9 protein-coding genes are annotated in these 14,602 nt (G+C 30.6%); 2 read left to right on the forward strand and 7 right to left on the reverse strand.

Annotation, left to right across the window (positions count from 1 at the left end; all coding sequences use genetic code 11):
• Positions 1-262: 262 nt before the first annotated feature.
• Positions 263-832, reverse strand: coding sequence for a DJ-1 family glyoxalase III (locus tag D4Z93_RS09430; RefSeq protein ID WP_119972977.1), 570 nt, complete (start codon positions 830-832; stop codon positions 263-265).
• A gap of 1,272 nt (positions 833-2,104) precedes the next feature.
• On the reverse strand, positions 2,105-3,070 hold the full coding sequence (locus D4Z93_RS09435; RefSeq protein WP_119972979.1) for a DMT family transporter: 966 nt from the start codon (positions 3,068-3,070) through the stop codon (positions 2,105-2,107).
• A gap of 131 nt (positions 3,071-3,201) precedes the next feature.
• On the opposite strand from D4Z93_RS09435, the gene D4Z93_RS09440 reads away from it, so the two are divergent.
• Positions 3,202-4,107 carry a LysR family transcriptional regulator gene (locus D4Z93_RS09440; protein WP_119972982.1) on the forward strand — a complete coding sequence of 302 codons (906 nt, stop codon included), beginning with the start codon at positions 3,202-3,204 and terminating at the stop codon, positions 4,105-4,107.
• Between the two features lie 77 nt (positions 4,108-4,184).
• On the opposite strand, the gene glpK is transcribed toward D4Z93_RS09440, so the two are convergent.
• The 5 genes from glpK to D4Z93_RS09465 all read right to left on the reverse strand — a co-directional run bounded on the left by glpK (position 4,185) and on the right by D4Z93_RS09465 (position 12,435).
• Positions 4,185-5,675, reverse strand: coding sequence for a glycerol kinase GlpK (gene glpK / locus D4Z93_RS09445; protein WP_119972984.1), 1,491 nt, complete (start codon positions 5,673-5,675; stop codon positions 4,185-4,187).
• 78 nt (positions 5,676-5,753) lie between these two features.
• On the reverse strand, positions 5,754-6,317 hold the full coding sequence (locus tag D4Z93_RS09450; protein ID WP_119974297.1) for a glycerol-3-phosphate responsive antiterminator: 564 nt from the start codon (positions 6,315-6,317) through the stop codon (positions 5,754-5,756).
• 297 nt (positions 6,318-6,614) lie between these two features.
• Positions 6,615-7,319 (reverse strand): MIP/aquaporin family protein, encoded by a 705-nt coding sequence (locus D4Z93_RS09455; RefSeq protein WP_119972987.1) that lies wholly within the window; start codon positions 7,317-7,319, stop codon positions 6,615-6,617.
• Positions 7,320-7,594: 275 nt separating this feature from the next.
• Positions 7,595-10,465 carry a DNA topoisomerase IV subunit A gene (locus tag D4Z93_RS09460; protein ID WP_119972990.1) on the reverse strand — a complete coding sequence of 957 codons (2,871 nt, stop codon included), beginning with the start codon at positions 10,463-10,465 and terminating at the stop codon, positions 7,595-7,597.
• 14 nt (positions 10,466-10,479) lie between these two features.
• A complete protein-coding gene (locus D4Z93_RS09465; protein WP_119972993.1) occupies positions 10,480-12,435 on the reverse strand; it encodes a DNA gyrase/topoisomerase IV subunit B in 1,956 nt (651 codons plus the stop codon).
• 191 nt (positions 12,436-12,626) lie between these two features.
• Here D4Z93_RS09465 and D4Z93_RS09470 point away from each other — a divergent pair, with 191 nt between their 5' ends.
• Complete coding sequence (locus D4Z93_RS09470; RefSeq protein WP_119972997.1) at positions 12,627-14,510, forward strand: LTA synthase family protein; 1,884 nt, start codon at positions 12,627-12,629, stop codon at positions 14,508-14,510.
• The last annotated feature ends 92 nt before the right edge of the window (positions 14,511-14,602 follow it).

Here is a 14,602-nt window from a genome sequence, read left to right on the forward strand (position 1 = left end):
AGATAATAATAAATTTTATCTTTAATTGTGAATGATTATATATCATTAGACTTTTTTAACATAACCCATTTAAATCTATTTGTCAGTTGTTTCTTATTTAAAAGTTTATCTTAATAATAATTATCCGCTATTATATTCCTTTTATTCAACTTTTCTAATCATAGCTTTAAAATAGATATATTCTGAATCTTTTATTTATTTTATAGTTAAAAGTTAGTCTATACCTCTGGAGATACTGCCAAATATAATCATGTAAAAATTTTTAAATAATATCTTCAACAAAATCTATTAACATATCCTTTTTCACAGAATCAGAGACACCTTTCCCTTCCAAATTTTCTAATACTTTAAGTGAAAAATATGCTGCCGTAGCAGGTCCTCTGCTAGTTATTATATTTCCATCCTGTACTACTAATTCATTTTCTATATAAGTTCGAGCATTAAGCTTTTCCTTAAAACCCGGGTACGAAGTAGCTTTCATATTACCCAATATTCCAGCTTTTTCAAACACTATTGGTCCGGCACATATTGCACCTAAAATCTTATTCTCATTATTAAATTTCTTTATGAGATTTATAACTCTGTCATTATTCTTTAAATTTTCAGCTCCAGGCATACCTCCAGGTACTATGAGTGCATCATATTCACTTTCATCTATATCACATAATGACATATCACTTTTTACAATCACATCATGTGCCCCACTTATACACTTATTATCATCTGCGGAACAAATAACTGATCTAACTCCTCCTCTCCTTAGTACATCAACTACTGTCAATGCTTCAATTTCCTCAAATCCATCTGCAAATAATACCAATGCTTTTTTCAATCTAATCACACTCCTATCACTATTTTATATATTTAATATACCACTACTCATAAATTACATATATTGCGTATTAAGCATTGATCATAGATATATGGTGCTATAAGTCCAGTTTGTCCTTATAAGTTATATACTTAAATCAATAAATGCTTGATATACTAATAAAAGTATATAAATAATTATATAACTTATGTAAACTTGATAAATATGATTTCTTCTTTAAGGGTTTATGGCGATAGCCATATTGATTTATACTATAATTGCAGTTTTAGACATCCGTTAAGATAACTAAAATTTTAGATAAAGGAAGGCTGTAAGCCTTCAAACCCGTTAGGGTGTTCTGTTTTTCTTATGAAGGGTAGGTTATTTTAATTTTAAATATATTTAATCTTTTACCGGGAAAGATTTCGTTATTTATTATAACTTCTGTAGTTTTGAAATATCCCTCCGGGATTAATGCTGTGTATACAGGGACTACGTCCGTAAAACCTTTATAAAGAGAATACAATCATGGGAATTATAATGTAAGTTGCGAATACTATACAAGAAAATGAGTGAGATTATATATGATTTAGGTTTAAATGGAGTAAAGGACTTTTAAATCAATATGGCTATCGCCATAAACCCTTAAAGGCGAAATTATATTCAGAAAGTTTATCAAATTTACATAAAGTTATAAAATCACTTATATACTTTTATTGGTATGTTAAGTATTTGATGTAAACATAAGTAGAATTCTTACGTAGTAGGATACTGTAAGGCCGAAGACACATCTAAAACTTTTCTATAAATTTTGACAAAGTGCTGTGGAAAACCTTAAAGTCCCGGATATCATTTAAAATATGATCTTATTCAGATTTTTTTAATTACTTCAATATATGTTTAAAATTGTAATTATAGTATAAATTACAAAGGCTAATCGCCCTAGAACCCTTGAAGGTGATATTTCACTTATTAAGCATATAACCTGGTTTAAATATATAGCTTATAAGGACAAACTTAACTCACACCGCAGAGGTATACCTGGAAACTGAAGGCACATCTAAAAAGTTTTTTACATCTCTTGTCGAAGTCTTTTAGAAAAATTTTAGTAGATTATATATGTTTGAGCAAAGCGAGTTTGTATAATCTGTTTAAATTTTTAAAAGACAAGCTTAGAGATGTTAAAACTTTTTTAGAGTGCCAAAGTTTGTGAGTATACCTCTGCGATGTGAGTTGAGTTTGTCCTTATAACCATATATCTATGATCAATGCTTAATACGCAATATATGCATACTATGCATATTCTTTGCCATTTTCAGTTTCTTCTTTTAGTTTAATTTGTTTAGCTCTTTTATTATTGCATACAAAAGTTATAGCTGAACTTATAATGATTAAAATAATGCCAATAATAGTATTTATAGCAATGTATTCTTTTAATATTAACAACGCCAAAATAGGAGCTAAAGCAGGTTTAATATAAAATACCAATGAGGCCGTGGCAGCAGTTGTTTTTTCCATGGCCAAAAAATAGAATGTATATCCAAGTCCAGTTACAAATACTCCGACATATATCAAGCTTGGCAAACTTTGAAGCGTAATACCTTTTAAAATTGGTATATCTGAAAACATCTTTAGTCCATGACTTGAAAGAAAATTAGAAACAAAACCTATTTTTGTTATAAGCATTATTATTAACATTTCACAACTTCCCATTATAAAACTAAATGAACTTTGAGCTATTCCACCATACTCTTTGCTTTTTTTCTTGCCAGTTACTCCATATAAAGCAAAAGTCGCAGCTGCTAAAATTGCAAATACTACACTATATATATTGTTTGTCATATTCATTGGATTCATTATACATAACATGCCTAATATGCTTATCACTAGAGACACAATGGTAGATTTATATATTTTTTCATTTATTATAAAATAAGCAAGTAAAACTACAAATACAGGATTACAGCTAAATAATATTGCAACTATTGATGCTTTTCCATACTGTACAGCGAGTTGAAAAAATACCATACTTATTACAACACAAATGAATCCTTGAAACGCAAAAAATTTTATATCTTCTTTTTTAAAACCATTTTTAGTATTTTTAAGCGCAAGTGGCAGCAATATCAGCCCTCCTATTAAAAATCTTAAGAAAGTTAGTTGTATAGGATTGAACTGATTTGAGATCAATTTCAATGCTATTTCCATAGTACTAAATAAAATTGTTGATAAAAAAATATCTATATATCCGCTTTTCATCACGAGTCCCCCATTTGACTTAAATTTTTAATTCATATATCATTATACATAAAGTAGAGTAATAATAAAAATACCTAATAAATATGATTTTATATAAAAAAAATATATTCGTTTCAGGGAGTGATAGTTTTTTGGATATAAGACAGCTTAAATATTTTCTTGCAGTAATTAAAGAAGGACAAATAACTGCTGCCGCAAAAACACTGCACATATCTCAACCACCCTTAAGTCATCAAATAAAATTGCTTGAAGATGAATTGAATGTACAATTATTCGAAAGAGGAAGTAGAAACATAAAGTTAACTCATGCTGGAAACATATTACGTATTCGTGCAGAACAGATAATTAATTTAATCGAATCCACATCAAAAGAATTAAAAGATTTAGGTGATGGACTACATGGAACTCTAAACATAGGTACAGTTGCCTCATTAGGTGCAACAATTTTACCACAGCATATTCATACTTTTAATCAAAAGTATCCAAATATCAATTTTCGAATATTCGAAGGTGATAGTTTTAAGGTAATGAAATTACTAAATGATAATATTGTAGAAATAGGTATACTAAGAACCCCTTTTAATTCTAGTATTTATGAATATATGCTTCAACCGGGTAATATTTCAAGTGACCCTATGATAGCTGTAGGTAATTCAAAATGGTCATGGGAGGATATAAAAGATTTAAACTCAATATCCCTTTTAAATATAAAAGATACTCCACTTATAATACATCAAAGATATGAAAAAAGAATATTGGATTCATGCAGACGCTTTGGATTTAAGCCAAATATATTTTGTACGAGTGACGATATAAGGTCTATGCTTACATGGGCCTGTAATGGACTCGGTGTAGCAATTGTTCCTAAATCAACAATCTGTCTTGTTAAAACAAGAGATCTAAAATTTAAAGAGATAAATGACCCATTACTTGAAACTAAAGTGGCACTTATATGGCTTAAAAGTCATTATTTATCAACCATTGCACATCACTTTATAGATAATTTTAAATCATATAATGAGTGGTATAACTACTAAATCTATAATAAAACAAAAGATTCTGAAGTAATATATACTACAGAACCTTATATTCATGTTATTACGAATTCAATTAGTTATCTCGCCCAATTCATTGAACGCTTCACTGCTTCATGCCACCCCTTAATAAGTTCTTCTCTCTTACTATTATCTATAGTAGGTTCAAAACTTTTCGACAATGCCCAGTTTTGTGATACTTCATCTCTATCCTTCCAATATCCCACTGCTATTCCAGCAAGATATGCAGCACCTAACGCAGTTGTCTCTATTACTTCTGGTCTATCAACTTGAACATTTAATATATCTGATTGGAACTGCATCAAGAAATTATTAGCACAAGCTCCTCCATCAACCTTAAGTGCCTGAAGGTCTATTCCTGAATCTTCACGCATAGCTTTAAGTACATCATAAGTCTGATAAGCAAGTGATTCTACCGTGGCCCTTATGAAATGCTCTTTTTTTGCCCCCCTTGTAAGACCTACAATTGTTCCTCTAGCATACTGATCCCAATATGGTGCCCCAATTCCAACGAAAGCAGGAACTAAATATACACCATTTGTATCTTCTACTGCCGTACAATATTTTTCTGATTCCGGAGCTGATTTTATCATTCTAAGTTCATCTCTGAGCCACTGTATAGCTGCTCCCCCTATAAATATACTTCCCTCTAATGCATATTCAACCTTGCCATCTATTCCGACTGCTATTGTAGTCAATAATCCATTCCTTGATTCTACTGCCTTTTCACCAGTATTCATAAGAAGAAAGCATCCGGTACCATAAGTATTTTTAGCAGTTCCGGGTTTGAAACACGTCTGTCCAAATAAAGCTGCTTGTTGATCGCCTGCATCACCTGCTATAGGAATTTTTGTTCCAAATAAACTCTCATCAGTTTCTCCATATATACAACTTGAAGGTTTTATGTCTGGAAGCATACTTTCTGGTATGTCAAACAAATCTAACAATTCCTTATCCCACTTCAATTCATGTATATTGAAAAGCATTGTTCTCGAAGCATTAGTATAATCAGTTACAAATACTTTTCCTTTTGTAAGATTCCATATAAGCCATGTATCTATATTACCAAAGGCAAGATTTCCTCTTTCAGCTTCCCTTCTCGCTCCAGGTACGTTGTCTAAAATCCATTTTACCTTCGTACTTGAAGAGTAAGCATCCAGTACAAGCCCCGTCTTTTTCCTTATCATGTCACCTATACCTTTTTCTTTAAGTTCATCACAGTAATCAGCAGTTCTTCTGCACTGCCATACTATTGCATTGTATATAGGAAGACCTGTTCTCTTATCCCAGACCACTGTAGTCTCCCTTTGATTAGTAATGCCAATGCCTAAAATATCCTTAGCATCTATACCTGCTTGTAACAAAGCCTCAGAAGCAACAGAAAATTGGGTAGCCCATATTTCCATAGGATTATGTTCAACCCATCCTGCTTCCGGATAAATTTGTTTAAATTCTCTTTGAGACACACTTACAGATAGTCCTCTCTCATTAAAAATTATACATCTCGAACTAGTTGTCCCCTGATCTAATGTCATAATGTATTTTGCCATGTTTACCATCTCCCCTTATAAATTAGTAACGTTTTCATTTGGATCTGAACGGAAAAGTCAATAAATTGACTTTTCACTTTACTGCATATTCCACAAAGTCCTTTCCGTAGTTGATATCGCTAGTGCACCTGCCGATAATGAGTCTATGACATCTTTTTTTGTCTTTATGAGTCCTCCTGCAATTATATAAGTACTTATTTCTTTTTCCATATTACTTATTATTTTACTTGCAACTCCAGGCATTACCTCTACCGCATTTGGACTAGTCTCATGAATGTTTTTTATTCCTGTCTTTAACGAAAGAGAATCTATTATAAATATTCTCTGAATGGTATACATGCCTAAATTATGTCCATATTTAATATTGGACGCTTTCGTGCTTATTATACCATCTGGATTAGCATTTTCCTTTACATATTTAATTCCTGCTGAATCCCCTCTTAGGCCTTCAATTAAATCAACATGGACAAACACTGTTTTATTTTTTTCCTTAAGTTTATTGCAAATATGACCTATATTCAGAATATCTCCATATAATACAAATATAACTATAGCATCACTTTTTAGAACATTTTTTAGATCATCATCATTCCTAATAGCCGCTATTATGGGGTTTTCAAGCAAAATATCCTTCAATTTTATCATTTAAAAGGACTCCTTTTCATTATTATCTTGAATTATATTACCAGAGTATGAACCTCCGAATTATGTAAAAAGCATATGATTAGTAGCCGCCTACGGTTAAATCAAAATAAAAAACCATATGCAAAAAAATCTCTTATACATAAAAGACTTTCAACGCATATGGCTTCTCCCAATCTCTGCCAAATAAATATATAATAAATATATAATAAATATATAATAAATATAATAACGTAATTATATAATACACATTAGAATTTTGCAATAATCTATTAGATGATCTGGTGGTTACTTAATTTAGAATATCATTGCAAAAAGTAATGCTCCTGCAATTCCTCCTATTATTGGTCCAAAAACCGGAATCCAAGCATAAGCCCAATCTGAATCTCCTTTTCCTGATATAGGAAATATTGCATGTGCAATCCTAGGTGATAAATCTCTTGCTGGATTCATTGCATATCCTGTAGGTCCACCAAGTGCAGCACCTAAAATAAAGATGATTGCACTTACAACCACAATTGCCCCCATACCATCAGCTACTTTGACTGTACCTACTGTAGCCAGACTGAATACAAGAACAGCTGTAGCCAAAAACTCTGTCAAAAAGTTAGCTGGATAATTTCTTATTGCCGGTATAGTACAAAATATACTGAGCTTTGCAGATTTATCTTCCGTTTCTGCCCAATGAGGAAGATAAGCGAGCCAAACAAGAGTTGCTCCAACCACACCTCCAAGCATTTGAGCTACAACATAACCAGGAACCTGGGCTGCCGGAAACTTACCAATAACAGCAAATGCTATAGTTAATGCAGGATTAAAATGATTGCTAAAATCCTGAAATAAAAATGCAGGAACTCCAACTGCAAAAGCCCAACCAATGGTTACAACTATCCATCCTGAGTTTTGACCTTTACTTTTGGCAAGAGTACAGTTAGCACAGACACCATCTCCTAAAAATACAAGCATTGCAGTACCCACAAATTCTGCCAAATAATGCGACATAATATAACCTCCCATTTCAATTATAAATGAATAAAAAATATATAATTTGTAACCGGTTACACTTAAAACAAATAAAAAAGCCATATGCTAAAATAAATCTTTTTTTCAAAAGACTTTTAAAAGCATATGGCTACTCGTAATCTCTGCCAAAATATATATTCGATATACATAAATATTATAACTAATTAACATTCTAAAAGTCAATAATAAATTTTTCAATAATTTTAAAACACATACAAGAAACAATTAATTAATTTTAACTATGTATTTACATTTTACACTATATTTATACTTATAATCTGATCCTTCGTATCAATTAAGAAGAGCTTTTTACCTTTTCCAGCTCTATTTTGAACTCTAATATCGCTAATATTTACAGTAATTTTTTGACTTTTTTTTAATTTTAATAATAATTTTCTATTTAAATCTCTCTCACTTAAAAGTGATACAAAAATAACTTCATCATCTTCATTTAAATTTATGCCAGTAACTCCTGATGCAATTTTACCCATAGGATTTACATTATTTGTTTCAAACTCTATGCACATCATTTTTTGGGTAATTAATATTACTTTTTCATTATTCCCATTTGATATATAGACTCCAATTAATTTGTCATCATCTCTTTTAAATTTATAAGCTGTACTCAAATCATAATTTCCATTAAATTCACACAGTGATGTTTTCTTTATCATTCCATATTTTGTGAAAAAGTAAATATATTCTTCATCACTAAATTTATTTATTGAAAAAATATTTAAAATATTATCTTTCTTTAGTCCATTAAATATATTTTTAATGTCTATACCATCCTCAATATTTTGCAGCATGCGTGCATTTATAGAATATACTTCTCCATCTTTTGTAAATATTAATATCCTGCTCGATGAATCAGTACAAAGTTTAATACTATTCTTTGTTAACTTTTTATCTCTTCTAGATTTTAGAATTCCATTCCTATCAATTATAATTTCAAAACTTTTATTTTCACATTCATTTACAAATTTCATAAAATTGACTTCATCATTATTAGATAGATTAAACATTTGAAATGGCATTATATTTCTATCCATTTCACATATATCAGGTATTTCAATAGTAAAATTTAATCCATTTTTAGTCTTTATATATATATATCTTTTGCTTTCTTCAAATATATGCACATTTAAAAGTTCTTCATTGTTTTTCAATTTTAGTGCCATTATTTTAGTATATGTTGTATCAAATCTTTCAAGAGATGTCTTTTTTATACCACCCTTATTTGTGAAAAAAACAAATTGAAATTGATCATGAAAGTCATTGATACTGTATACGGCTATTATTCTTTCTTGATCAAGATCTATTCCCTTTATTATATTATCTATCTTTTCACCTTTATCCTTCCATTTAAATTCAGGCACATTTACCCCTCTGACTTTATATAGATTTCCTTTATTAGTAAAAAATATTAGAGAATGTTTTGTATTAGATTTTATTAAAAATTTGCTAAAATCACCCTCTCTATATTCAATGTCGGAAACACTAGGATTAGAACGATTGTATGATCTTAATGAAACTCTTTTTATGAATCCATCATTTGAAAGTGTTACCACAATATCTTCGTCAACTATAATATCCTCCACTTCAATCTTAGCTTCACTATCATTTTCAATTATTGAAGTTCTTCTGCTATCTCCATATTTATTTTTAATTTCCAAAAGTTCTTTTTTTATAAGTTTAAATAATTCCCTATCACTACTCAATATTTTTTGCAATTTATTTATCTTCCTGCAAAGCTCATTATATTCCTTTTCAAATGTTTTTATCTCAAGACCTGTAAGTCTATAAAGCATAAGTTCTAGTATTGACTCTGACTGTATACCTGTAAATCCAAATTTATCTATAAGATTTTTCTGTGCATCTTTTTTAGATTTAGACGATCTTATTGTAATTATAACCTCATCCATTATACCAATTGCTTTTATAAACCCTTCTACTATATGGAATCTCTTTTTAGCTATATTTAATTCGGTCGTAGTTCTTCTCATTACAACATCTTTTTGATAATCTACATAATGTCTTAATATAGTTTTAAGTCCCATAGTCTGTGGTTTTCCATCCGCGAGCGCAACCATATTAAATGAGATATTGCACTGCAGATCAGTTTTTTTGAAAAGATACTTTAGGACTTTATCAGCAGTTCCCATATCTACAGACTTCTTAAACTCTATAACAGCTCTTATTCCAGTTCTATCTGACTCGTCTCTTATATCAGAAATAACCTCCAATACTTTAGAATGTTTTTTATCAGCTGTCATATCAGAAATAGTCTGAAGTAATTTTGCTTTGCTTCTCCTATATGGGAATTCAGTAATTACTATTCCAAGTCTACCATTATCAAGTCTTTGTATATTAGTTTTAGCCCTTAGTGTTACCTTTCCCTCTCCACTTTCATATGCAGACAAAAGTGAATTTTTCCCTATTAAAATTCCACCTGTAGGAAGATCCGGTCCTTTAACATAATTCATTAATCCACAAGTATCTATATCGGGTTTATCAATTATAGCAACACATGCATCTATGACTTCATTTAAATTATGTGGTGGTATATTAGTTGCAAGTCCAACTGCTATACCAAATGATCCATTTACAAGTATATTAGGATATCTCGACGGAAGTACCTCTGGTTCCTTTTCAGATCCAGAATAGTTATCAACCATATCGACTACATCTTTATCTATATCCCTTATCATTTCCATTGAAATATTTGTAAGTCTGGCTTCCGTGTAACGCATTGCAGCTGCACAATCGCCATCCTGGCTTCCCCAATTGCCGTGTCCATCTATAAGCGGCATTCTTGTTGTAAAATTCTGTGCAAGAATTACCATTGAATCGTAAACAGATGAATCTCCATGAGGATGATATTTACCCAAAATATCTCCAACTATTCTTGCAGATTTATAATAAGGTCTATCTGGAAATGCTTTAAGCATATAAGCTCCATAAATTATCCTCCTATGCACAGGTTTTAAACCATCCCTTACATCAGGGATAGCTCTTTCCTTTGCAACATCTACTGCATATGGAAGATAATTATCAGGCATAGCCTCTTCTAAAGGTATTTGAACTATATTTTTATCAACTGGTATATTTATCTTTTTTGTCACAGATTATCCTCCTTTTAAAATTCCGCATATTTATACATATAATTTTTTCTAGGGGCAACAACTTCACCCATTAAAAGCGATACCATTTTCTCAGCTTTTGCCGCATCATCTATTGTTATTTTGTCAAGTGTTCTCGTTTCAGGATTAAGTGTAGTTTCCCATAATTGATCAGGATTCATTTCACCAAGTCCTTTATATCTTTGAATCAGAACTCCCCTTCCAATTTCATTTTTGGCCTTTTTAAGTCCTTCTTCATCATACGCATATTTTACAATATTTTTACCTTTATTTTCTTTATAGACCTTGTATAAAGGCGGCTGGGCTATATATAAATGTCCATTCATTATAAGCTGTCTCATATATCTATATATGTATGTCATCCACAGGGTTCTTATATGAAATCCGTCAACATCTGCATCAGACATTATAATTATCTTATCATATTTCAAATCATCCTCATTATAATTTTCAAGTATACCCGTACCTATAGCCGTATTAAACATTTTTAATTCTTCACTTCCAAGCACGTTTTCAAGATTTTGTTTCTCTGTATTCATAATTTTTCCCTTAGATGGCATTATAGTTTGAAATCTTCTATCTCTTGCCTGTTTAGCTGATCCACCAGCTGAATCTCCTTCGACAACGATAAATTCACACACGGATGAATCTTTTATAGTACAAACCGCAATTTTACCTGCAAGCGGTGCAGTACCTCTTCCTATTTTTTTCTTTTCAGCATCATTTATTTTTTTTATTTTTTCCCTTCTCGCAGCAGCATACAGGGCATTATTTATAATCAACGTTGCCATATCCTTATTGTCTTCTATCCATTCAAAAAACTTAGTATAACTCAAATCATTCATCATAGTATAAGCTTCTGCATTCCCAAGTTTTGTCTTGGTTTGTCCTTCGAAAATCGGATCAGTTATTTTTATTCTAATTACAGCTGTCATTCCTTCTCTTAAGTCATCTCCATCGAATTCTTTAGACTTCTCCTTTAAAAGATTCAATTTTTTGGCCCATTCTTTAAATGCTCTTGTCATTCCAGTTTTAAAACCACTTTCATGTGTTCCCGATTCTGTTGTTGGAATATTATTCACATAACTTGCTATATATTCTGAAGTGGATTCTGTGAATTGCGCACATATTTCACCATACATATTTATTCCATTTACTTCTCTTTCACCATCAAATAGTATAGGATCAGAATGCAGGACAGTTTTGCTTTCATTTAGATATCTTATAAAATCCAGCAATCCATTTTCTGAATGATAATATTTTTCTACAGTTTCCTCTCCCCTGTTATCTACTAGTTTTAAACTTATTCCTTTATTTTGGAATGCAAGTTCTTGAAGTCTTTCATCTATAATATCTATCTTAAATTCAATATTTGAAAATACATTTCTGTCCGGCATAAATGTTACTTTCGTACCAGTTTCACTGGAGTCTCCTACAACTTTCAAATGATCAACTGGAGTTCCCGGCATTGTTCTCTTTAATCCTTTATCATATCTATACTCAAATCTTTGACTGTATATATGTCCATTCTGTTTTACTTCAACCTCAAGCCAACTTGACAACGCATTTACAACAGCAGCACCAACACCATGAAGTCCTCCAGAGGTTTTATACACATCATTATTAAACTTTCCTCCAGTATGTAACTCAGTAAATACCATTTCAACACCTGATTTTTTCTTTACAGGATGTATCCCCGTTGGTATTCCTCTTCCATTGTCCTTAATGCTAGCACTTCCATCTTTATTTAAAATCACCACAGCTGTATCTCCAAATCCATTAGAAATTTCATCTATGGCATTGTCTAAAATTTCCCATATACAGTGATGTAATCCCTTACTACCCGTGGAACCTATATACATGCCTGGTCTTACTCTAACAGGTTCTAATTTTTCAAGAGAAGTTAAGGCATTAACATCATAAACAGATGTTTTATTATTCCATTGTTCCATAATTTACCTCCTAGTCTGTCAAAAAAACTTGCCAATTTTTCATTTGTCATTAATATTATTGATTATAGCAAAAATAATATATGAAAACAAACGTTCTGTTAAATTTACAATTTATTAATCTTGTTGTCATCTTATTGTCACTAAATCATTATATTATCATAATGTAATGCATTTATACAGAGGTGATATTAGTGGATATTTCCAAATTAATTAATAACAAGGTATCAGATCATATTATACACGGCATAGATTTGCTATTTTTTGCAATAGTAATCTCAATAAAAGTTATAGTATATGCAACCCAAATATCCCCTGATTATCTATATATCAAGGTCTTTTATCCAATAGTTGCTTCAATTCTAATTTTGGTAAGTTTTGCAGCACTTTTTAAAGGTAAAAAGCGAATGAAATTTTTATATATTATGGATATAATTGTGAGCATAATTTTAGTAGCAGACATTATGTACTATAGATATTTTAAGGATATTTTGACTGTATCTGAGATAGGAAATGCCAGACTTTTGGGCGGCGTATCTTCAAGTGTTGGAAGTTTATTTAATATAAAGGATATCTTATATTTTGTCGACATTATAGTTCTGTCATTCTTTATAAGAAAATTTAATAAAAAAACTCCATCCTATACTCCTACACTTTTAAAAAGATTTTTAACTTTTATTTTTATATTTATAATAGGATTTTGCATTGATGTAAAATCAGTTTATGCTGTTTCTCAAGAACAGCCGACACTATTAAGTTCTATGAGTAATAGAATATATTTGACTAAACTGATTGGTAATTTAAACTTTCATGCAATAGACGCTTATAATTTTGTAAGTACAAAGGCGAAAAATTTGGAACCTTTGTCAGATGAAAGGAAAACTGAAATAACCAATTTTTTGAAAAGCAACAATCAATATACTACAACAGATTTAAAAGGCTCGATGGAAGGCAAAAATGTTATCATGATACAGGTTGAGGCTCTTCAACAATTTGTCATAAATCAAAAAATTAATGGGCAGGAAATAACCCCTAATTTAAATAGATGGTTAGGTAAATCCTTGTATTTTGATAATTATTTTTATCAGGTAGCTGGAGGTACTACAGCGGACGCAGAATTTATGTCTAATAATTCCTTATATCCTTCAATATCTGGAGCAGCTTATTATAATTACAGTGGTGATACATTATCATCTCTGGCCAAGGAATTAAAAGATAAAAATTATTATACTGCTGCTTTACACGGAAATACAGAAGGTTTTTGGAACAGAAATGTAATGTACAGAACTGAAAGTTTTGATAAATTCTACGGAAAAAGCAGTCTTAACTCCAATGAAATAGTAGGGCTTGGAATAAGTGACAGGTCATTCTTGAATCAATCAATTGAAAAGCTAAAAAGCTTTAAGCAACCATATTATTCATTCATAATAACACTTAGCAGTCACTATCCATATGATGACGTAAAACATTACGGTAATTTTAATGTTGGTGAATATGAAGGTACATTAATGGGAAATTACCTTAAAGCAATACATTATACTGATGAACAACTTGGTACCTTTTTAGATAAATTGGACAACGACGGAATAACTAAAAATTCTGTAATTGTATTGTATGGAGATCATTTTGCTATACCGAAGACTAACGCGGATCAATTATTTAAATTTGAAGGTACTACAAATACAAATGATTTAAATTGGATTAATTATCAAAAAGTACCACTTATGATCCATTTTCCAGATGATAAAAACAGTGGTGTAAATCATACTTATTCAGGTCAGATGGATTTATACCCAACACTTGCTAATTTATTGAACTTGCCAAAAAACTATATGTTGGGACAAGATATGCTTAATACTTCTGCAAATAATAAGAAAGTAATATTCAGAGATGGTTCATTTACAGATGGTAAAACATACTATTGTTCTTCTACAAATACTTATTATGATATACAAACAGGTAAAACTATACAAGAAACGCCTGAGTTAAAAAATAAAAAAGTAGAATATTCTAATGAACTCACTTATTCTGACGATATATTAAATCACAATTTATTAAAGACTTTAGAAAACAAATAACTAGCTGAAAGTTAAGGATAACTTTTATATTGATTTAAAAAGCATAAAGAGGAGTATACCACCGCAGGTGTATTTACTTTTTATGCTTTTTA

Source organism: Clostridium fermenticellae (genome assembly GCF_003600355.1).
Lineage (GTDB): Bacteria > Bacillota > Clostridia > Clostridiales > Clostridiaceae > Clostridium_AV > Clostridium_AV fermenticellae.

What these genes read in the sequence shown, in the direction of transcription:
- D4Z93_RS09435 (WP_119972979.1), bottom strand. Translation starts at nt 3,070, where the DNA reads ATGAAAAGCGGATATATAGATATTTTTTTATCAACAATTTTATTTAGT.
- glpK (WP_119972984.1), bottom strand. Translation starts at nt 5,675, where the DNA reads ATGGCAAAATACATTATGACATTAGATCAGGGGACAACTAGTTCGAGA.
- D4Z93_RS09455 (WP_119972987.1), bottom strand. Translation starts at nt 7,319, where the DNA reads ATGTCGCATTATTTGGCAGAATTTGTGGGTACTGCAATGCTTGTATTT.
- D4Z93_RS09465 (WP_119972993.1), bottom strand. Translation starts at nt 12,435, where the DNA reads ATGGAACAATGGAATAATAAAACATCTGTTTATGATGTTAATGCCTTA.